At 63.3% G+C, this 20393-nt stretch carries 24 protein-coding genes; 10 read left to right on the top strand and 14 right to left on the bottom strand.

Going from position 1 to position 20393, the window contains the following annotated elements:
• Positions 1-6 precede the first annotated feature (6 nt).
• From AC56QQ_RS05055 to AC56QQ_RS05065, 3 genes are all read left to right on the top strand, one after another.
• Positions 7-330 carry an ArsR/SmtB family transcription factor gene (locus tag AC56QQ_RS05055; protein ID WP_497125802.1) on the top strand — a complete coding sequence of 108 codons (324 nt, stop codon included), beginning with the start codon at positions 7-9 and terminating at the stop codon, positions 328-330.
• A gap of 212 nt (positions 331-542) precedes the next feature.
• Positions 543-1292 carry a YebC/PmpR family DNA-binding transcriptional regulator gene (locus tag AC56QQ_RS05060; RefSeq protein ID WP_091578823.1) on the top strand — a complete coding sequence of 250 codons (750 nt, stop codon included), beginning with the start codon at positions 543-545 and terminating at the stop codon, positions 1290-1292.
• A 17-nt stretch (positions 1293-1309) separates the two neighbouring features.
• The gene (locus AC56QQ_RS05065; protein WP_091578950.1) at positions 1310-1642 is read left to right on the top strand and encodes an Rdx family protein; all 333 of its coding nucleotides are present in this window, start codon (positions 1310-1312) and stop codon (positions 1640-1642) included.
• 181 nt (positions 1643-1823) lie between these two features.
• On the opposite strand, the gene AC56QQ_RS05070 is transcribed toward AC56QQ_RS05065, so the two are convergent.
• Positions 1824-2303 carry an anthrone oxygenase family protein gene (locus AC56QQ_RS05070; protein WP_497125803.1) on the bottom strand — a complete coding sequence of 160 codons (480 nt, stop codon included), beginning with the start codon at positions 2301-2303 and terminating at the stop codon, positions 1824-1826.
• 133 nt (positions 2304-2436) lie between these two features.
• On the opposite strand from AC56QQ_RS05070, the gene AC56QQ_RS05075 reads away from it, so the two are divergent.
• Positions 2437-3066, top strand: coding sequence for a TetR family transcriptional regulator (locus tag AC56QQ_RS05075; RefSeq protein ID WP_497125804.1), 630 nt, complete (start codon positions 2437-2439; stop codon positions 3064-3066).
• Between the two features lie 136 nt (positions 3067-3202).
• Here the strand turns inward: AC56QQ_RS05075 and rpmE are convergent, their stop codons facing one another.
• Positions 3203-3424 carry a 50S ribosomal protein L31 gene (rpmE, locus tag AC56QQ_RS05080; protein ID WP_006327661.1) on the bottom strand — a complete coding sequence of 74 codons (222 nt, stop codon included), beginning with the start codon at positions 3422-3424 and terminating at the stop codon, positions 3203-3205.
• A gap of 202 nt (positions 3425-3626) precedes the next feature.
• On the opposite strand from rpmE, the gene AC56QQ_RS05085 reads away from it, so the two are divergent.
• On the top strand, positions 3627-5429 hold the full coding sequence (locus AC56QQ_RS05085; RefSeq protein ID WP_497125805.1) for an ABC transporter transmembrane domain-containing protein: 1803 nt from the start codon (positions 3627-3629) through the stop codon (positions 5427-5429).
• A 36-nt stretch (positions 5430-5465) separates the two neighbouring features.
• Here AC56QQ_RS05085 and AC56QQ_RS05090 read toward each other — a convergent pair whose 3' ends face one another.
• Positions 5466-6953 (bottom strand): carboxypeptidase M32, encoded by a 1488-nt coding sequence (locus tag AC56QQ_RS05090; protein WP_497125806.1) that lies wholly within the window; start codon positions 6951-6953, stop codon positions 5466-5468.
• Between the two features lie 142 nt (positions 6954-7095).
• On the opposite strand from AC56QQ_RS05090, the gene AC56QQ_RS05095 reads away from it, so the two are divergent.
• Positions 7096-7449, top strand: coding sequence for a DUF1304 domain-containing protein (locus AC56QQ_RS05095; protein ID WP_497125807.1), 354 nt, complete (start codon positions 7096-7098; stop codon positions 7447-7449).
• Between the two features lie 140 nt (positions 7450-7589).
• On the opposite strand, the gene AC56QQ_RS05100 is transcribed toward AC56QQ_RS05095, so the two are convergent.
• From AC56QQ_RS05100 to AC56QQ_RS05145, 10 genes are all read right to left on the bottom strand, one after another.
• Entirely contained in the window at positions 7590-8024 is a 435-nt protein-coding gene (locus AC56QQ_RS05100) for a hypothetical protein (RefSeq protein ID WP_497125808.1), read from the bottom strand.
• A gap of 239 nt (positions 8025-8263) precedes the next feature.
• Positions 8264-9295 (bottom strand): peptidoglycan -binding protein, encoded by a 1032-nt coding sequence (locus AC56QQ_RS05105; protein WP_497125809.1) that lies wholly within the window; start codon positions 9293-9295, stop codon positions 8264-8266.
• Between the two features lies 1 nt (position 9296).
• Entirely contained in the window at positions 9297-10322 is a 1026-nt protein-coding gene (locus AC56QQ_RS05110; RefSeq protein WP_489863550.1) for a MotA/TolQ/ExbB proton channel family protein, read from the bottom strand.
• Positions 10323-10484: 162 nt separating this feature from the next.
• Positions 10485-11171: a PAQR family membrane homeostasis protein TrhA gene (trhA, locus tag AC56QQ_RS05115; protein WP_489858254.1), complete on the bottom strand. Its 687-nt coding sequence runs from the start codon at positions 11169-11171 to the stop codon at positions 10485-10487.
• Between the two features lie 102 nt (positions 11172-11273).
• Positions 11274-12074, bottom strand: a complete 801-nt coding sequence (locus tag AC56QQ_RS05120) for an inositol monophosphatase family protein (protein WP_497125810.1) — start codon at positions 12072-12074, stop codon at positions 11274-11276.
• Positions 12075-12160: 86 nt separating this feature from the next.
• Entirely contained in the window at positions 12161-12727 is a 567-nt protein-coding gene (gene efp, locus AC56QQ_RS05125) for an elongation factor P (RefSeq protein ID WP_091578946.1), read from the bottom strand.
• A gap of 210 nt (positions 12728-12937) precedes the next feature.
• Positions 12938-14020: a tetratricopeptide repeat protein gene (locus AC56QQ_RS05130; protein WP_497125811.1), complete on the bottom strand. Its 1083-nt coding sequence runs from the start codon at positions 14018-14020 to the stop codon at positions 12938-12940.
• Complete coding sequence (locus tag AC56QQ_RS05135) at positions 13980-14627, bottom strand: thiamine phosphate synthase (protein ID WP_091578798.1); 648 nt, start codon at positions 14625-14627, stop codon at positions 13980-13982. Before AC56QQ_RS05135 ends, AC56QQ_RS05130 begins: the two co-directional genes overlap by 41 nt.
• An 84-nt stretch (positions 14628-14711) precedes the next feature.
• On the bottom strand, positions 14712-15320 hold the full coding sequence (locus AC56QQ_RS05140) for a PH domain-containing protein (RefSeq protein WP_489858249.1): 609 nt from the start codon (positions 15318-15320) through the stop codon (positions 14712-14714).
• Positions 15321-15389: 69 nt separating this feature from the next.
• The gene (locus AC56QQ_RS05145; RefSeq protein ID WP_497125812.1) at positions 15390-16325 is read right to left on the bottom strand and encodes a DMT family transporter; all 936 of its coding nucleotides are present in this window, start codon (positions 16323-16325) and stop codon (positions 15390-15392) included.
• Between the two features lie 102 nt (positions 16326-16427).
• Here AC56QQ_RS05145 and AC56QQ_RS05150 point away from each other — a divergent pair, with 102 nt between their 5' ends.
• Both AC56QQ_RS05150 and AC56QQ_RS05155 read left to right on the top strand, forming a co-directional pair.
• On the top strand, positions 16428-16907 hold the full coding sequence (locus tag AC56QQ_RS05150) for an Lrp/AsnC family transcriptional regulator (protein ID WP_497125813.1): 480 nt from the start codon (positions 16428-16430) through the stop codon (positions 16905-16907).
• Positions 16908-17049: 142 nt separating this feature from the next.
• A complete protein-coding gene (locus AC56QQ_RS05155; protein WP_497125814.1) occupies positions 17050-17820 on the top strand; it encodes a sulfite exporter TauE/SafE family protein in 771 nt (256 codons plus the stop codon).
• 43 nt (positions 17821-17863) lie between these two features.
• On the opposite strand, the gene AC56QQ_RS05160 is transcribed toward AC56QQ_RS05155, so the two are convergent.
• Positions 17864-18415 (bottom strand): DUF2269 family protein, encoded by a 552-nt coding sequence (locus AC56QQ_RS05160; RefSeq protein ID WP_497125815.1) that lies wholly within the window; start codon positions 18413-18415, stop codon positions 17864-17866.
• Between the two features lie 334 nt (positions 18416-18749).
• On the opposite strand from AC56QQ_RS05160, the gene AC56QQ_RS05165 reads away from it, so the two are divergent.
• Positions 18750-19130 (top strand): hypothetical protein, encoded by a 381-nt coding sequence (locus AC56QQ_RS05165; protein WP_497125816.1) that lies wholly within the window; start codon positions 18750-18752, stop codon positions 19128-19130.
• A 523-nt stretch (positions 19131-19653) separates the two neighbouring features.
• A complete protein-coding gene (rcdA, locus tag AC56QQ_RS05170) occupies positions 19654-20187 on the top strand; it encodes a protease adaptor protein RcdA (protein WP_497125817.1) in 534 nt (177 codons plus the stop codon).
• The last annotated feature ends 206 nt before the right edge of the window (positions 20188-20393 follow it).

A 20393-nucleotide genomic window follows, 5' to 3' on the forward strand; every position in this document is an offset into this window, starting at 1 on the left:
CATAACATGTCAAGCCGATCGCAAGACGACAATATTTTCAAGGCGCTGGCCCATCCACGCCGGCGCGAAATGCTGGATCAGCTGAAGGACACGCCGAAGACCACCGGCATGTTGTGCGACGCCTTTCCCGACATCGATCGCTGCACCGTCATGCTGCATCTCAAGGTGCTGGAAGATGCCGATCTGATTGTTGCGCGCCGCGACGGGCGCGAGCGCTGGAACCATCTCAACGCGCTGCCGATCAAGCAGATTCACGACCGCTGGATCAGTCAGTATGCCGGCCATGCGCTCAGCATCATCGACCGGCTGAAGTCCGATCTGGAGGGGTGAGCGCTTGCGGCAGCCGCTGTCATGCGTCCTGTGCGCGGTGCGGCTGGACGAATTGAGCCGATTTATCTATAAGCCGGCCATTCCGACAGAGAGCGCCATACGTCCTCGGGACGCATCAAGGACGTTCTGAAATTTTGAATTCGAGCATTTTGCAAAAGGCGAGGTGATCTGCCTGGCTGCGGGATGCTCTAGCCGAACACGACAGGGGTGCCATGGCTGGCCATTCACAGTTCAAGAACATCATGCACCGCAAGGGCCGTCAGGACGCGGTGCGGTCGAAAATGTTTTCCAAGCTGGCGCGCGAAATCACCGTTGCCGCCAAGAGCGGCACGCCCGATCCATCGATGAACCCGCGCCTGCGCCTTGCCGTGCAGAACGCCAAGGCGGTGTCGATGCCGAAGGACAACATCCAGCGCGCCATCAACAAGGCCTCGATGGGCGATGCCGAGAATTACGAAGCCGTGCGCTACGAGGGCTACGGTCCAGGCGGCGTCGCCGTTATCGTCGAGGCCCTGACCGACAACCGCAACCGTTCGGCGTCGAATGTGCGCGCCGCCTTCACCAAGGCCGGCGGCGCGCTCGGCGAAACCGGTTCGGTGTCGTTCATGTGGGACCGCGCCGGCGAGATCTATTATCCGGCATCGGCCGGCAGCGCCGACAAGGTGATGGACGCGGCGATCGAAGCCGGCGCCGACGATGTGGAGTCGGATGAAGAAGGCCACACGATCTATTGCGCCTTCGAAAATCTCGGCGAGGTCTCGAAGGCGCTTGAGGGCGCGCTCGGCGAGGCCGAATCGGTGAAGCCGATCTGGAGGCCGCAGAACAATGTTCCGGTCGACGAGGAACGGGCACAATCGCTGATGAAGTTGGTCGCCACGCTCGAGGACGACGACGACGTCCAGAGCGTCTACGCCAACTTCGAAGTCGACGACGAGACAATGGCCAAGCTCAGCGCGGCATGAGCGAAGCTCAGCCAGGCATGGGCGACGTTCAGTCCGGCGCAGTCGAGAAGCGGTTGCCCGCCATCCGCATCACCTATTGCACGCAGTGCCAGTGGTTGTTGCGTGCTGGCTGGATGGCGCAGGAACTGCTCTCCACCTTCGGCACGGATCTCGGCGAAGTGACGCTGGTGCCCGGCACCGGCGGCATTTTCACCATCTCCTGCAATGACGTGCTGGTCTGGGACCGCAAGCGCGACGGCGGTTTCCCGGATGCGGCCAAGCTCAAGCAGCTGGTCCGCGATGTCATCGACCCGGATCGCGATCTCGGCCATTCGGACCGCAAGGGTCATAAGTCAAAAGACCCCGCCTAAGGTATTGATATTCAGGTGAGGCCGGTCTGCAAACGGTGCTTTCCTGCGCTTCCGGTGCTCACGTACTTTAAGTACGCTCCGCCCTGGTTCTCGGAAATCGCCGCTTTCGACTCGGCCTGGCCTGAATCTCAACACACCTTTCAAGCGTGAGAGAACGGGGTTTTGGCCTCGATGGTGATGCTCACCGCCATGCGAAGATGAAGCAGCCAAGAGCCACGATGGCGGTGACGGCTCGGACGTGGTTCCACATGACCCAATCCCTGAGATAAGTGGTCCAGACAGTGGCGCCATTGCTGCTGGCCGGATCGACGGCGGCCAGCGCGTCGTTGAGCGGCACGTTGAAGACCATGGTCACGATCAGGTTGCCGACGAGGTAGATCAGGGCGCCGGCGAGCAGCCAGAACGAACCCGGCTGGCTCCAGCCGATGATCGCGCCGGCGATGAGCACGAGGCAGATCAGCCCGGTGCCGAACAATGCGGTCATGAAGGCCGGCGTGATGACGGTGATGTTGATCGAATTCATCGCGGCGATGCCGCCCGCCGCCGGCAGGCGGGCGAGCGCCGGCATGACAAAGTTGGAAAAGGCGAAGAACACGCCGCCGACGACGCCCGCGCCGATCGCGGCGAAGAAGGTCAGGGTGGGGAGAAGTTTCGTGATCATGTCCCTTGCTCCAGGTTCAGGTTCCCGCGCTTTAAAACATGAGAAATCCTCACATTTGCAAAACGTGATAAACCCTCGTATTTTGTCCGTCAAGCCCCTTTCTGGATGATGAGCGCGTTTGTTGGAGACAATGATGGAAGGCGCACCGGCGAACGAGCAGATCGCTTCACCGCGCCGGGCGCCGAGCCAGCAGCGCAGCCGTGAACGGGTCGAGCGCATGCTGGCCGCGGCTTCGGCTTTGATCGCCGAGCAGGGCAGCGATGCCATGCGCATGGGGGAAGTGGCGGAACGGGCAGGAGTGTCGATCGGTTCGCTCTACCAGTTCTTTCCCGACAAGCGGTCAATCATCTGGGCGCTGGCTGAACGCTACACCACCGAGGGCCAGGCCTGTATCTCAGCGGCACTTGCTGATGTCCGCGACGCCGAAGGCCTGGGCCAAGCGTTTTCGGAGCTGGTCGATATCTACTACCGGCTGTTCCTGGCCGAGCCTGTGATGCGCGACATCTGGTCCGGCACACAGGCCGACAAGGCGCTGCGCCAGCTCGAGCTTGCCGACAGCCGGACCAATGCCGAGTTCCTCACCGCAGTGCTGAAGCGGCTGCGGCCGGCGGCCGATCCAGCCGCTCTGGAAACCACGGCGTTTCTCATCTGGCAAATGGGCGAGGCCGCCATGCGGCTGGCGATCTCGGTCGAACGGCAGGAGGGCGACAGGCTGGTCGCCGCCTACAAGCGCATGGCGCTGCGGGAATTGCTGGCCGAGTAGGGAAAGCCGAGCCTTCGGCGGCAACAAAAAACCCGCCTCGAGGGCGGGTTTTTGATCTGCGACAAGGTCGGAGCGGGCTTAGGTTCTTACTAAGTCGTTATGCCAAAACCGCTTCGCACTTTTGGGCGACATGCACTTAGAGGCCGAAACCTTCGAAGCGCTTCTTGAACTTGGAGAGGCGGCCGCCGCGGTCGAGCAGGGTCTGCTGGCCGCCGGTCCAGGCCGGATGGGTGGTCGGGTCGATATCGAGGTTCATCGTATCGCCTTCCTTGCCCCAGGTCGAACGGGTCATGTATTCGGTGCCATCGGTCATGACGACCTTGATGGTGTGGTAGTCGGGATGGATGTCGGTCTTCATGGCTCTGTTCCTGGCTGCCGGCGCTGCTGACGGGCAAAAGCCTGCGTCGATGCGCCACTTTTTAAAAATCGAAGCCGCAGCTATTGAGGAGCCACGGCTTCTAAAACGGTCGGCGAGCCTATACATCAGCCGGAATTGAATCACAAGGCCGCGGCAGGCGCATATTGGTGGCGCAATGCAAAGGGGGCCAGAGGAAACGGTCATGGCGGATATCAGTGGCGATGCAGACGAGCGCCGACGCTCGCTCAAGCCGCTCAGGCGCCTGTTCCCCTATCTCACCCGCTACCGGAAAATGGTCATCGGCGCGGTCATCTCGCTGGCCGTTGCGGCGGCGACGACGCTGGCCTTGCCGCTGGCGGTACGGCGGATGATCGACCACGGCTTTTCGGCGTCGGATTCCAGCTTCATCGCCGAATATTTCGGCATGTTGGTGGTGATGGCCGCTGTGCTGGCGGCTGCGTCGGCCTGCCGTTACTATTTTGTCATTACGCTCGGCGAGCGCGTTGTCGCCGACATCCGCAGCGACGTGTTCAGCCATGTGACGACCCTGTCGCCATCCTTCTTCGACACAGCGCAGTCGGGAGAGATCGTGTCGCGGCTCGCCGCCGACACGACGCAGATCAAGTCGGCCGTGGGGGCGACCGCCTCGGTGGCGCTGCGCAATGTCATCCTCGGTCTTGGCGCCGTGGCGATGATGGTCTTCACCAGCCCGAAGCTGTCGGGCCTGGTCATCGCGGCGATCCCGGTCATCGTGTTGCCGCTGGTCGCCTTCGGCCGCTCGGTGCGGCGCAAATCACGGCTGGCGCAGGACACTCTGGCCAATGCGACAGCCTATGCCAGCGAGCAGATCGGCGCGGTGCGCACGCTGCAGGCATTCACCAATGAAAGACTGGTCACCGGCCGCTTTTCGTCCGCCGTGGAGGCCGCATTCGAGGCGGCGCGGGCCTCGATCTTTGCCCGCTCGTTCCTCACCTTCTTCGCCATCTTCATGATCTTTTCCTCGGTCGTGGCGGTGCTGTGGTTCGGCTCGCGCGACGTGCTCGACGGCACGCTGTCGCCGGGCACGCTCGGCCAGTTCCTGCTCTATTCGGTGTTCGCCGCCGGCGCGCTCGGCGCGCTGTCGGAAGTGTGGGGCGAACTTGCCCGGGCAGCGGGTGCCGCCGAGCGGTTGACCGAGATCCTGGCCGAGAAGCCGGCGATCCAGTCGCTCGCCGTTCCGGTCCTGCTGCCAGCGAAAGCGAGAGGCGCGATCAGTTTCGACGACGTGTCGTTCTCGTATCCGGCCAGACCCGACCGTGCCGCCGTCCGCGGCCTGAGCTTTCAGGTCAAGCCCGGCGAGACGGTGGCGATCGTCGGGCCTTCGGGCGCCGGCAAGAGCACCGTGTTCTCGCTGATCCTGCGCTTCTACGATCCCGAGACCGGCAGGATCGTGATCGACGGCGTCGACGTGCGCGAGGCCGATCCCATCGCCATCAGGCAACGCATCGCCATCGTGCCGCAGGATGTCACCATCTTCGCGGCCAGCGCTCGCGACAATATCGGCTTCGGCCGGCCGGGGGCTAGCGAGGCCGAGATCGAGGCGGCGGCCAAGGATGCGCTGGCCGACGAGTTCATTCTCAAGCTTGAAAAAGGCTACGACAGCCAGGTCGGCGAGCGTGGCGTGACGCTGTCCGGCGGCCAGCGCCAGCGGGTGGCGATCGCCCGCGCCATCCTGCGCGACGCACCGATCCTGCTGCTCGACGAGGCGACTTCGGCGCTCGACGCCGAAAGCGAGACGCTGGTGCAGATGGCGCTGGAGCGGCTGATGCAGGGCCGCACCACCATCGTCATCGCGCATCGCCTGGCAACCGTGCTGAAAGCCGACAGGATCCTGGTCATGGACGGCGGCAGCATTGTCGAGGAAGGCACGCACAAGAGCCTCGTCGCCAAGGGCGGCATCTATGCACGGCTGGCAAAGCTGCAGTTCGAAACCGGTGCAAGCGCCTTCAGGGGTGCCGCGGAGTAGGCAGGCGCTGGTGGCCTGGCGATTCCACCCATAGCCTCACGCGTTTCCATACCGTTTGCGCAGATGATCGGTGAAATACGTGGCGTTGAGCTTCTCACCGGTGGCGCGCTCGAGCAGATCCGGTGTCGACCAGCGCGAGCCTTGCGACCAGATCCTGTCGCGCCGCCAGGCGTTGATCGCCTCGAAATCGCCCCCGGCGAGGTCGCCATCAGCGGACGGATGGTCCCTTGTCAGCGCCGCCCATTGCTGGGCCGCCATCATCGCGCCCAGCGTATAGGAGGGGAAGTAGCCGAAGGCGGCGCCCGGCCAGTGCACGTCCTGCATCGGTCCGTCGGCGGGATTGTCGATGGTGGAAAGCCCGAGATAGTCGCGCATCTTGGCGTCCCAGGCTTCAGGCAGGTCAGCCACCTCCAGCCTGCCCGAGACGAGCTCCTGCTCCAGCTCGTAGCGCAGGATGACATGCAGCGGATAGGTCACCTCGTCGGCGTCGACACGGATCAGGCCGCGTTCGACGCGATGCACATGCGGCAGGATGTCGTCGAGCGACCAGGCTTCGCCGAGATGCCTTTCGACCACTGGCAGCGCCCAGCGCCAGAAGGCAGGGTTGCGGCCGATCTGCTTTTCGACGAACAGGCTCTGGCTTTCATGCACGGCCATGCCGCGCGCCTTGCCGAGCGGCCAGTGCGACCATGTCTTCGGCAGGTTTTGTTCGTATAGCGCATGGCCGGTCTCGTGCAGCACGCCCATCAGCGCCGAGAGGAAGTCGGAGGTCTTGTAGCGGGTGGTGATGCGCACGTCGCTCGGCACGCCGCCGCAGAATGGGTGGTGCGATACCGACAGCGACCCGTGCGTCAGATCGAAGCCGACCGCCGCCATCATGGCAAGGCCGAGCTCGCGCTGGCGGTCGATCGCATAGGTCCCCGAAAGCGGCTTCAGCGGGTGCTTGCGCAACCGCGCTTCCTGTATCGCCAGCGCCTCGGGCACGAAACCTCTGAGGAAAGCTTTCAGGTCGGTGAAGACAGGAGTGATGTCGGCGGCGCGGTTACCGGGGTCGTATTGCTCCATCAGCGCGTCATAGGGGGCGAGACCGAGGACGTCGGCGCGCAAGGCGGCCTCCTCGCGCACCAGCGCCACCACGCCCTCGAGCGCCGGCTGGAAGCCGGCCCAATCGTTCTTGGCGCGCAGGTCGCGCCACAATTGCTCGCAACGCATGCGCGCCGTCGTCTGCCGTTCTACGAACTCGACCGGCAGGCAGGTCAGGTTGGTGTATTGCCGCCGCAATTCGGCGAGAGCCGCCCGTTGCTCTTCGCCGAGCGTCTCGCCTTCGGCGACGGCTATCCAGTCGGCGATTTCCGGCGCCGTCGCCCTGGTGTGATACATGCCGGCCAGTGCCGCCATAGCCTCGGCGCGCTTCTCGCCGCCGCCGACGGCCATATGGGTCGCTTCATCGGCGCCGAGGATGGCCAGCGCATGCTCGAGCGCTTCGAGTTTGTGGCCGAGGTCATCGAGTTTTTGAAAGGACATGGCGGCTTCCGTGATTGGGGACGGCGCGAAAAGATACCAACGCAAAGACGTTTGCAACCCTGCGGCTGTGTGCGGCGGATGCATCTTGCGCAGGTGAGGCCACGCGTGAAATGCTGCCGGCGACGCATGAAGGGGGAACAAGATGATCGGCAACATCCTGGTCGGGCTGGTGGCCTTGATCCATGTCTACATCGTCTATCTCGAGATGGTGCTGTGGGACACGCCGAGCGGACACAAGGCATTCAATCTGACGCCGGAATTCGCCAGCGCTTCGAAGGTGCTCGCCGCCAATCAGGGGCTCTACAACGGCTTCCTTGCCGCCGGCCTGATCTGGGGGCTCACCCTTGGCGCGGGTGGTTTCCAGGTCAAGGTTTTCTTCCTGTTGTGCGTGGCCATTGCCGGCCTCTATGGCGCGGTGACGGTTGGTCGCAAGATCCTGTTCATCCAGACCGTGCCGGCAGTGCTTGCCCTGATCGCGGTCTGGCTTGGCTGGTAGGGAAAAAGGACGCCCGCGGGATTGGGGTCCCGAAGGCGCCAGGTGGTCCCTTCCTGGTGCATGGACCGAAATCGGAACCGATTTCGGTCGGATCATGCGCAATATCGAAGTGCCGCAGGCCCGCGCTGCGATAGCCGGTCTCAGCCGTTCGGGTAGTTTCCGCCGTCGGAACCATCGCCGATCATGAAGCCGCTGCCTGTGTCGACCATCAGCCGTTGGTCGACATTGTCGAGCCGGCGCAGCAGGTCATGGTATTGCGCGGCCGGTATCCTGCCGTGATCCGACGCCGCGATCTTCTCGGCCGCCTGACTGATGCGGGCCGTGCGCATTTCCAGGCGTTGCGCCACTGCCGGCGTGATGGTGTTGGCCTGCCTGGCGTCGACTATGCCCTGTTGGACGCCTTGGACCTGTTCGATGAGACCTTCGACGCGCGGGCCGGTAAAGTCGGTCGGCGCAGTTTCGTCGAGAGCGCCTTTATGATGGCCCGCCGCATAGGCGCCGGCAAGCGGAACGGCGATGAGGAACGCCGTCAATGTTGCAGTTCTGAGCGAGGTCCTGGGAGTAAAAGAGCGCATCGTCGCGTCTCCTCTTGAAGAGGAAGGTGGCGGTTGTTCCGACAGCCTTCCGGCCGCGGGCCGTCCGGTTCCGTCGCGTCACGATGGGAGGATTCATCGCCGGCGGTTCTCGGCCCAGGCGGGAAGCTAGGACCGCACCGGCACGATGTGTAATTAAAAAAAGATAATCTTTTCAGGCCTTGCCGGTCCACGGCTACGCCCTAGCGTTGAGCCGGCGAACAAATTCGCGTGATGCGGGATCACCGTTCAGTGAGCTTCAGCTCAATACGGCGGTTCTTGTTGCGCGCCTCTTCAGTGTCGGCCGGGTCGAGGGGCTGAAACTCGCCGAAGCCGGCGGCGACCAACCGGTTGGCCGGTACGCCATTCTCGATCAGGAACTTCACCACCGAGGTCGAACGCGCCGTCGACAGCTCCCAGTTGTCGCGGTAGCGGCCGGTGCCCGAAAGCGGCTTGTTGTCGGTATGGCCGTCGACGCGCAGCACCCAGTTGATCTCCGGGGGAATTTCCTTCTGCAACTCGATGATGGCGTCGGCGAGTTTCTTCATCTCGACCTTGCCGGCATCGTTGATCTCTTCGGAGCCGGTCGGGAACAGCACTTCCGATTGGAAGACGAAGCGGTCGCCGACGATGCGGATGTTCTCGCGGTCGGCGAGGATTTCGCGCAAGCGCCCGAAGAAGTCGGAGCGGTAGCGGTTCAGTTCCTGCACGCGCTGCGCAAGTGCCACGTTCAAGCGGCGGCCCAGATCGGCGATCTTGGTGTTGGAATCGCGGTCGCGCGTTTCGGACACGTTGAGCGCATCCTCGAGCGCGCCGATCTGCTTGCGCAGTGCCGCGATCTGCTGGTTGAGGATCTCGACCTGGCTCAGCGCCTGCTGACTGATCCGGCGCTGGTTGTCGAGTTCGCCGCCCAGCTCTGCTGCACGCTGGTTGGCGGCGTCGCCGGCGCCCGCACCTTGCGCCAGCAATTGTTCAAGCCGGCTCTTCTCGGCTTCCGCCGCCGACAGCGACGCCTGCAGGTTGGCCAGCGAATCATCCTTGTCCTGCGCCGTCGAGCGCTCCAGCGCCAGAAGCTGGGTCAGTTCGTTGATCTGCGAGTTGAGGCGCGTGAGCGCGGTATCCTTGCCGGACAGTTCGCGGCCGAGCAGGAATTGTGCCAGCACGAAGACCGTGAGCAGGAACATGATGGCCAGAAGCAGCGTCGACAGCGCGTCGACGAAGCCCGGCCAATAGTCGATGCGGCGATCGGTGCGCCGGCCCTCGGCGAGCGCCACGTCAGTGCACCCCGGGCTTCTTCAGGGCGTCGGCGATCTTTTCCAGCGTGTTGCGCATCGCCTTCTGCTCGTCGGATTGGGCCTCGACCCAGTCGCGCATGATCTGCTGTTCCGAGCGCATGTTCTTGACCAGGCCGGAAATACCGTCAGCGAGATTGGCCATGGCGGTGGCGACGCGCGGGTTGGAGCCGCCGCCATTCTCCTGCATGCTGCGCAGCCGTTCGGACAGCACGCGGATCTCATCCGAGGATTCGGTCTTGGCCGGATCGGAAACGACGATGTCGGAGGACAGGTCGGTGACCGAGGACAGCCAGTTTTCAAGCTCGGTGTAGAAACGTGTCTGGGCGCGGCCGGCCTGCAGGTCGAGGAAACCGAGCACCAGCGAGCCGGACAGGCCGAATAGCGAGGACGAGAAGGCGGTGCCCATGCCGGCCAGCGGCGCGGAAAGCCCCTGCTTGAGCGAATCGAGCACCGCGGCCGCGTCACCCGTGCCCGGGTCGAGCGATTCGATGGTCTCGCGGATCGAGCCGATGGTGTTCAAGAGGCCCCAGAAGGTGCCGAGCAGGCCGAGGAACACCAGCAGGCCGACGAGATAGCGCGAGGTGTCGCGGCTTTCATCCAGGCGCGTGGCGATGGAATCGAGCATGGTGCGCATCGAACTGGTCGAAAAAGCCATCGACGAGGAGCGGCTGAGCATCGCCTTCATCGGCGCCAGCAGCACCGGTTCGGTGGTTTCCGAGCCAGCGCGGAAGGAGTTGACCCAGCGCACTTCGCGAAACAGCCGCCCGACCTGGGCGAAGGCCAGCAGGATGCCCACCGCCAGCACGCCGACGATCAGGCCGTTGAGGCCGGGATTGCTGCCGAAGGCCGTCGAGATCTGGCGGGTCAGGATCGCGGCAATGAACGCCACGATGGCCAGGAAGATCACCATGGTCAGCAGGAAGACCTGCGGACTCGACAGCTTATGCGGGTCGTAGATCAGGACATCAGAACGTCTGCCCACGCCGAAGGATTTGAGAAAAGCCATCCGTGCCCCGTTTCCGATGCCGCCGCCGATCAGGTTGAACGCGACTCTAAACGGAATTGTGACCAAATTGAATGGCGCTTGGCAATATTGCCGGCCGCTCGATGCGACGCGCGTTCGATCGGACGCGGAAACCGAAGTCGGTTTCCAGGGCCGTGCGCCGAGTCAGAGGCGGTTGATGACCAGACAATCGACCATGGCGGCCAGATGCAAGCCGGCGCCGGTGACGACGAAGCCGTGCCACAGCGCATTGTGGAAGCGCAGACCCTTCCAGGCGAAGAAGATGACGCCGCAGGAATAGACGATGCCGCCAGCGACGATGAGCGCGATCGATGTCGTCGGCAGCGTCTGGACAAGCGGCTTTGCCAGGATGATGCCGCTCCAGCCGATAGCGAGATAGAAGACGATGGCCAGCCGGTCGAACCGGCCGGGAAAGAACACCTTGATGGTGATGCCCAGCGCCGCGGCGCTCCAGACGAGGACAATCATCCAGCCCGCCAGCGGCGAGCCGCCGAGCTGGGCCAGGAAAGGCGTGTAGGTTCCGGCGATCAGCAGATAGATCGCGGCGTGATCGAAGCGCCGCAGGACCCATTTCTTCGGCGATGACACCGGCCACAGATTGTAGGTCAGCGACACCGACAGCACGGTGAGCAGCGAAACCACATAGAAGGCGGCGGCGATGTATTCGCCCGGGCCGACACGAAAGGCCGCCAGTGCCAGCAATGCCGAACCGGCCGCTATCGCCAGCACGATGCCGACGGCATGGACGATACCGTCGGCGATCATCTCGGCGCGCGAATAGTGCCAGCGTCCGATGAACGGGATGTCGGGGTGGGGCTTGACGTCTTTCACACTGCCGGGTTCCTGCGCCGTACCCCAATCTGAGGTCGGCAGGCAGTATTTCAAGTCTTGTTGGCGGTTTTACGACTGCGGCGCTTCAGCGCGGCGGGCCTGTCAGCGCGGCGTGAACGGCTTCTTCACGACCTTGAGCAAAGCGCGCTGGATGACCTCGTTGCCGGCGACCACCGAGCCATTGTCGAGCATGTCCTGTCCGCCATCCATGTCCGAAACGAAACCGCCCGCCTCGCGGATCAGCAGAAGGCCGGCGGCGATGTCCCAGGCCGACAGGCCGGTTTCCCAGAAGCCATCCATGCGGCCGGCGGCAACATAGGCAAGATCGAGCGAGGCGGAGCCGAGGCGGCGGACGCCGGAGACCTCGGCCATGATGTTGCGCAATTCGACAAGGAAATTGCCGTGGTGGCCGCGTCCCAGATGCGGCATGCCGCAGCCGATGACCGTGTCGACCAGCTTGATGCGGCCGGCGACCCGCAGGCGGCGATCGTTCATGAAGGCGCCGCCGCCGCGTTCGGCGGTGTAGAGTTCGTCCATCGCCGGATTGTAGATGACGCCGGCAACGATCTGCCCTTGGCGTTCCAAGGCGATCGAAACGGCAAAGAGCGGAATGCCGTGCAGGAAATTGGTGGTGCCGTCGAGCGGGTCGACGATCCAGCGGTGCTGGCCGTCATCGCCTTCCACCGTGCCGCGTTCCTCCATCAGGAAGGAATAGCCCGGCCGCGCCTTCGACAGCTCGGCAAAGACGATATCCTCGGCCTTGCGGTCGGCCTGGCTGACATAGTCGCCAGGGCCCTTCATCGAGACCTGCAGGTTCTGCACCTCGCCAAAGTCGCGCGACAGCGAGCGGCCGGCCTTCATGGCGGCCTGAACCATGACGTTGAGAAGTGCGGAGCGTGCCATCGTGCCTCTTCCTGCTGCTGCGCTTTAAACTCTGTCTCGATGCATGTCGGTGACCCAAAACCGGGGCCGCTCTTGGGCGACACGCATCAGTCGGCGCGGCGCACGTAAGTGATTTCGTTGGTGTCGACGATGATGCGCTCGCCGGCGCCGATGAATGGCGGGACGAGCACGCGGATGCCGTTCTCCAACACCGCCGGCTTGTAGGATGAAGCCGCCGTCTGGCCCTTCACTACCGGGTCCGCCTCGGTGATGGTCAGCGTCACATAGTCAGGCAAGGAGATGCCGATCGGCCGGTCCTCGTAGAGCTGGACCGTCACCATCATACCGTCCTGCAGGAAGGCGGCGCGGTCGCCGACGAAGTCCTTGTTCAGTTCGAGCTGCTCGTAGCTCTGGGTGTCCATGAACACCAGCGCGTCTTCCTGCGCGTAGAGGAAGGAAAAATCCTTCAAGTCGAGCCTGATCTGCTCGACTGTTTCGGCCGAGCGGAAGCGCTCGTTGAGCTTGGTGCCGTTGATCAGGTTCTTCAGCTCGACCTGGTTGTAGGCGCCGCCCTTTCCAGGCTTGACGGTGTTGGTCCTGACCGCCACCCAGAGGCCGCCATCGTGTTCGATGACGAAGCCGGGACGGATTTCGTTGCCGTTGATCTTGGCCATGATGCGGTGATCCGGGATGCTACCAACGGCCAAGCCGTTGGTATGGGATGTTCGCTGGGAAAGCGATTTCGGGCTCCCAAGACCACAAATTGCCAGAAGAGGCAAGGGAGCGCCGGGTTGGCGCCAAGCTGGAGGGGGCAGGCTTTAGGATCAGTCGGAGCCTTTCGACAGGGCTGTCCTGATCACACAAAGTGGCAGTGAGACGCGCCGTCAGGGCAGGCGGTTCGCCTTCTGCAATGCCTGCTTGGTCTCGTCGTCGCTCAGCCCCTGCAGGAAATCGTCCATTTGCGGATCGATGAGACCGGCGCGGCGAGCGACGATGTACCAGGCGCCGGCAAGGACAAGGTCCGGATCGGTGCCGATGCCTTGCATATAGAGTTTGGCAAGGCGATTCTGGGCTGCGATATTGCCGCCCTCCGCCGCTTGCTTCATCCAGCCGAAGGCGGATTTCAGGTCGCGCGCACCACCGCGTCCCTCGATCATCCAGGCGGAGAGATCGATCTGCGCGGTGTCGTAGTTCTGTCGCGCGGCCTGCGCCAGCAGGCGCCTGGCCTGTGTATCGTCGCGCGGCTTGCCGCCGACGCCATTGGCATAGATCTGCGACATCGCATATTGCGCGTCGGCGAGGCCGGTCGCGGCGGCGCGCTCATAGTAGGAAACCGCCTTGGCGATGCCGGCGTCGCCGGGGTCCTGCTGGACCAGCATCTGCGCGAAATTGAACTGTGCCAGCCGGTTGCCGGCTTCGGCGGCGGCCTGCATCAGCGCATAGGCGCCCTTCTCGTCCTTCTTGACGTAGCGGCCGTCGAGCAGCATCAGCGCATACTGGAACTGCGCTTCCGGCACGCCCTGTTCGGCGGCAAGCGCATACCATTTGGCCGCTTCCGCGCTATTCAGCGGCACACCCAGCCCGCGCGACAGGATCTCGGCCACCAGCGTCTGCGCAGCCGGGTCGCCGTTTTGGGCGCGGATCAGCGCGAGGTTGTAGGCCGTCTTGTAAAGCCCGCGCTGGAAGGCGCCGTAGGCGGCGTCGGCCGGCTTGGCCCCGAAGCGGTCAGGATTGATGGCGTCGGCCGACGGCAGCGGAGCCGGCTCGGTCGTGGTGGCGGGCTGCGGCAGCGGCCTGTCGATCGGTTTGTCGGTGTGCACACCGACTTCCGGCTTGGGCTGCGGCAAGGGAATCGTTTCGGCGGCGGCGGCCTGGATCATGACCGCCGCAAGCAGGGCCTGAAAGGGAAGCCTCGCCAGAGCCACGTCAATCCTCGAAACGCGGCGCGGTTTCGTCGAGCAGCGCATTGGCTTGAGCGACCGCTGTTTTCGGGTCGACGCCGTCGGCGAACACCGCGCTCGACAGCGCGACGAACTCGGCGCCGGTGGCGGCCACGGTTTCGACAGAAGCAAGATCGGATCCTGCCATGACGATGCAAGGGATCTGGATCATCTGCGCCCACCATTCACCCAGCGACAGGTTGCGCGGATGCGGGTCCGGCTTGTTGTCGTAGCCGAAGCGGCCGAAGAAGATGTAGTCAGGCCGTGTCTCGCCGAGTTCCAGTGCGTCGTCGCGCTTCTTGGCGCCGCCGGCACCGACCATCATCTTTTCCTGGAAATGCTCGATCGTCTCGGCGAGTTCGGCCTTGGAAACCTCGACATGGATGCCGTCGGCCTGGACACGCCCCGCGATGCGGGTGTCGCCGGCGATGATGACGGCCACGCCCGCGGCCTGCGCGGCCGGCACGACCTGTTCGGCAAAGGCCTGGAAGGAGGCTTCGTCCATGCCGTTCTCGGGCAGGATCAGCGAGGCGACGTCGCCACCGTCGAATGCGGCCGCGATACGGGCCGCCGGCACACCGGGCGGCGCGATCAGCACGATGCGGCAGCGATTGGGGGGCGTGGCGTCATTCATGGTTCTTTGATCCCGGGTTTCGCCTATGCCGGGCGAAGATGGTTGGATTGCGGCATAGAGCAAAGTGCCGGGATTGAACAGGCGCTAGCTGTCAGGCGACGACCGGCGATCGGATCGAAGGGCGTTGCTGGCTTTCGTTACGATGTCGAAGACTTTCGACGGATCCTCGATGCCCAGAAATTGCGGAACCGGGTCAAGAGCCGGAGCCCAGCCGCCAAAACCTTGATAGCGAGACTGGGACCAACCACCCATCCCGGGGTTTCCGAAGAGGGATGACGCTGCCCCGAAACGCAGATTGCCACGCTTTGCTCCCTCGCCGCTCAGTTGGATATCGGGGAGACGCTCCAGATCGATCGATGTGAAACTGGAGAAAGGGGCGGTGCGCATGATGAGAATGCGCTTGTCCGTGACCGCATAAGAGATACGTCGTCTCAACCATGCGTCGAGCGCAAACCTGCCAAAGACAAAGAACAGCCCGATGCAGATGAACATCCCGCCCCACGCATCGAAGAAAAGCGGCGCACCTTGCCTTGTCGCCATATAAGTCCAGAAAATTGCAAACCCGCACCAGAGCAGACTGAACGGGATGAGAAACATGTCGCGACCGGTGAACAATACGCCCTGCGCGGGAAGACCGCTCCACAAGATGCGTTCGCGAGGCAACAGCCGTTTCTGAAAGGTCCCGACGTCCACGCCACACCCATCGCATGCGCCTGGACTTTCATTGCATGAGTCCTGCTTGCCTTGCAAATCGGCAGCGCTCTATCTGCTGGCTTGAGGATTTTGCACCGGCGTTTTTGACGTCCACAGCGTCCAGCCGAGATTCATGCCGGCGGCGGCGATCAGGATGGCGGCGGCGCCGGCGATCTGGCTCAGATGCAGCCGATGGCCGAAGGCGGTGACATCGACCAGGATGGCGACGACGGGATAGATGAAGGACAGCGAGCCCTGCAGATGCGTTGGCAGCTTCTGGATGGCGCCATACATCAGGATGTACATCAGCCCGGTGTGCACAACGCCGAGCGTCGCCAGCATGGCCCAGCTCCAAGGGTCGGCGGGAAGATGCGAAAGATTGGCGAAGGGCGCCAGCATGACGACGCCGACACAGACCTGGATGAGCGCGATCAGGTGCGGCGGCGTGCCCTTGAGCTTCTTGGTGACGATGGCGGCGACGGCCCAGAAGAAGGCCGCGCCCAGCGCCATGACGATACCGGCGAAATAGTTCGAGCCGACATCGCCGGCGTCAGGAGCGGCCTGCACGATCAGCACCATGCCGGCGAAGGCGATGGCGAGCCAGGTCAGCTTCGTCAGGGTCAGCCGCTCGGCGAAGAAGAGCGCGCCGAAGCCGACCAGCATGAAGGGCTGCGTGTTGTAGACAGCGGTGGCGATCGAGATCGACGCGCGCGAAAACGCACTGAAAAGCAGGAGCCAGTTGACGACGATGGCGACGCCGCCGAGCGCGGCAAGGCCGATGGCGCGCAGCGATAGCCGGTCGCGCAGCAAGCCGAGGCCGGCGCAGATGATGAGCAGCGTCAGCGCGCCGAAAGCGCAACGCCAGAACACCACATCCATGATCGGCTGGCCGGACAGGACGACGAACCATCCGATCGTTCCCAGGATCGCCATTGCGGCCGACATTTCGACCGTGTCGCGCACCGTATCGTTCCCAACAAACCTCCGAACCCGTTGAGCCGGCATGATCTCATGCAATGCCGAGGCTTTCTATCCGATTGGAGAGGTGGTATGGCCATATGACCTTATTATATTAGGCCATGGCTCCGAAACTATGAGAAATGTGAAATGCTGGACGATCTCGACCGACATCTGCTCGAAATCCTGGTCAAGGATGCGCGAACCTCGTTAAAGGAACTGGCTGCCCAAGTCGGGCTGTCGTCGCCAAGCGTTTCGGAACGGCTTCGCCGGCTCGAGGAGCGCGGCGTCATCCGGGCATTCACCGTCGAGATCGATCCGCTGGCGCTCGGCTATACCTTGCAGGCGATCGTGCGCATCCGGCCCCTGCCGGGCAAGCTGCATATCGTCCAGAAGCTGATCGAGGAGATCCCGGAGTTCGGCGAATGCGACAAGGTGACGGGCGATGACTGCTTTGTCGCACGGCTGTTCGTGCGCTCGATTGGTGACCTCGACGGGATCCTTGACCGCATCGCCGACAAGGCCGAGACAAGCACCGCCATCATCAAGGCGCAGCCGATCCGGCGGCGGCCGCCACCGCTCGATGCAGCTTCACCGCGTGACCGGGCAGGGCTTTTGCCGGCATCCTGAGCCGGCAGAACGCTGTCCCCGGCTGCCGGGGGAGCCTTCGCACCCACGACGCCGCGGCCACGCTCATATTTGCTGTCGCTCCGCTCAAGATTCTGGGTTATTCAAGCGTCGACGCGCCTTCCCTCCAGCCCAGCCCCTCCCCATGTCAGGCCTGTTTCTCGATCCGTGGTTCTACGCGGCCGCCATACCGGCGGTGATTCTGGTCGGCCTGTCCAAGGGTGGTTTTGGCGGCGCCGTGGGTTTTGTCGGCGTGCCGCTGATGGCGCTGACCATGCCGCCGGTGCAGGCGGCGGCCATCCTGCTGCCGATCCTGTGCCTGATGGACATCGTGTCGGTATGGACATGGTGGGGCGTCTACGATCGCAAGATGCTGGTCGACATGATGCCGGGCGCCGTCATCGGCATCGGCCTCGGCTGGCTGACAGCCGCACTCGTCACCGAAGAGGCGGTGCGGCTGATCGTCGGCGCCGTCGCCATCATCTTCGTCCTGCGCTGGCTCTATCTGCAGTTTCGTCATGGCGCCGACCATGCGGTCGCTCCCAACCGCGCGGCCGCCGCCGTCTGGGGTATCGTGGCCGGCTTCACCAGCTTCGTCGCCCATGTCGGCGGCCCGCCCTTCCAGGTCTATGCCTTGCCGATCCGGCTCGACCCCAAGGTGCTGTCGGGCACCGCCGCGATCTTCTTTGCCGCCACCAATGCGCTGAAGCTGGTGCCCTATTTCGCGCTCGGCCAGTTCGACACCGCCAATCTGACGGCGTCTGCGGTGCTGATGCCGCTGGCGCCATTGTCGACCATCGCAGGGGCGTGGCTGGTGCGGCGAATGCGGCCGGAAACCTTCTATCCCTTCACCTACGCTACCGTGGCGGTCGTGGCGGTGAAGCTGTTGTGGGACGGCATCGCCGGTCTGATGTAAAAGGTGAGGCGGCTGCACAGCCGCCCCTACCATCACGGCGCCGTCAGGCGGCGCTCGGCACGAGGCGACGGTTGCCGCCGAAGGCCAGCATGGCGCCCACCACGACGACCAGGACCATGCCGGCGAGGATGCCGATGTCATGCGCGGTCGGCTTGAGCACCATGTCGGCGATAATCACCAGCATCACCGCATAGTCGAAGCGCGCCGCGCTCATCATGCGCTGGCCGATGGCAAGGACCGCGGGCGTGATGCCCTCCTTGGCGATCATCGCCCCCATGCGTTCGCCGGTCGGCTTGAAGATGAACATGCCGATCGAAAAGGTTGTCGCGTAGCCGACGAGACCGATGACGATCCACAGATCGGAGAAGCCGACCCAGAAGCCGCACATGATGAGGCCGAAGATCAGGGTCAGCATCGACATCGGCGCGAAGAACCTGCCGCCCAGCTGCCCGCTGGCGCGCATCGCCTGCAACTTGTCCTCGATGTTGCCCGCGCGCTCGGCAAGCACGCCGAGGAGGAACAGCACGAAACCGCCCCCGACCCACAGAATGGCCGAGACGACGTGGAGGAATTTGACGATGGAATACCAATCCATGGGTTGCTCCTGGGGTGTTCTGGTGGGTTGCGGCGGGGCACGATTTGCACCTGCCGTCAGAGGAGCGGGCGTTTAGCGCCGCCGCTGTTTCGGAACGATGTCGCGAAAAAGCCGGCTCTGTTTCAGCCTCCTGCCCGGCGAACGAAGCCGCCGAGATAGCGAGCACGCAACCTGGTTTTCTGCTAGCACATGAAGTGTCGGGAGGGGTTGGCGCGACATCGTCCGGAAACATTGCCGATGCTAGTGCGCCGATGCCGGGAGCCCGGTGGCGAAAACAATCGCCTGACGATCAACCCATTCCCGCTGACGGGAAAAGGCAATTCGGGGGAACATTATGCAAGGGGTAGCACGAAATTTCTTCACGCTGGCCGTCATCTATGCGCTGTGCGGAATGGCGCTCGGCCTGCACATGGCGATCAGCCATGATCATGGCCAGATGCCGACCCACGCTCACACGATGGTCGCCGGATGGCTGATGTCGGCGGTGTTCGCCTTCTTCTACCATCTGTTTCCGGCGGTCGGGCAAAAGACGGTCGCCGTCGTCCATTTCTGGCTGACCGCAATCAGCGGCATCGGCCTGCTGATCGGCCTGTATTTCCTGCTTTCCGGCAATGCCGCGATCGAACCGCTGGTGGCGGCCTCTTCGATGGGCTTCTACGCTGCCATGCTGCTGTTTGCCTTCATCGCCTTGCCGGCGGTCTGGAAGACGGCCTGAACCGAGAGCCTGTTTGAAACTCTACCCTGGCGGCCATCTGATGGCGTTTTCTGTGTTTCCGGGGGCTCACGGACTCAAATGTCTGCTGCGCTCCGGCTCTCGAAACCCCATCCTATGACTCGCCGGAGCGACTTTCGAAACAGGCTCCGGACCTGAACCGAAGTCCGTTTCTGTGCTGTTACGGCACAGAACGGCGGGGTTCGGTCAAAAAACAATCGCGCGGTTAAGGCTGCATTAAGCTTTACAGGTGTTTACTATGTTCATCCAGTGATCTGGATTCTTACCGAGTGGTTGGAGCCACTTTGTTTGACGCCTCCCTGTTAAACTCCTGAGAGCCGCCTTATCCGCGGCTCTTTTTTTGTCCGCGTTCCAGGGGCGTCCGACATCGGATCGCCGTTAACCTTCTGTTAAACATGTGCTTGCCTTCACCGGTGACGAAGCGCATTTTCAAGCTTCACTCATCAGGGTGCCGGGGGTATCGGCAATAAGCCGAATGGCCGGTTGCAAGTGCAGGGGCGTAGCAATGAACGAGCCTTCGAAGGGCAGTGCGAAAACCGTCAAGCTGGCGGAGCGCCGGGTTTTTTCGCAATCCTTCAAGCCGCTCTACCAGGAAGGCATGGGCCTGGTCGAGCAAGCGGCCGAATATCTCGACGGCAAGGGCCGGGCCGAAGCGAAGAAACTTTCCAGGCTGGGCGCCACGCTCTATGCGGCCGAATCGATGCGGCTGACCACCAGGCTGATGCAGGTTGCGTCCTGGCTGCTTTTGCAGCGTGCGGCCAATTCCGGCGAGATGACCCGCGATCAGGTTGCTTCCGAAAAGTCCAAGGTTCGTCTCGACACCGCTTCAGCCAATGACGAAGCCGCCGGATGGGCCGAACTGCCCAAGGATTTCCTCGACCTCGTCAACCGCTCGCTTCGCCTGCAGGCACTGGTGCGTCGCATGGATGAAGAGATCTATGGCGATGGCGCCGTGGTCGACATGCAACCGATGGGCCGCCGCCCCAACCCGGTTTCCGACCAGATCAGCCTGCTGAACACGGCTTTCGCCCGCGGCTGATAGCCGGCATCACGACTCTACTCTGACGGACGCTTGACGCGGGTTTCCGCGCATCCGGTGCCCGCGGACTTCAGTACGCTTCGCTCCGGTTCTCGAAACCACCCCATCTGCCTCGCCAGAGCGCGTTCTCAAACAGCCTGTGCGGCTGTTACGAGCATTGTTGTTTCTGGTTTGTTCACATTTCGCTGGCATCGCTATCCGCCGGA

This window comes from Mesorhizobium sp. RCAM 05099 (genome assembly GCF_059683685.1).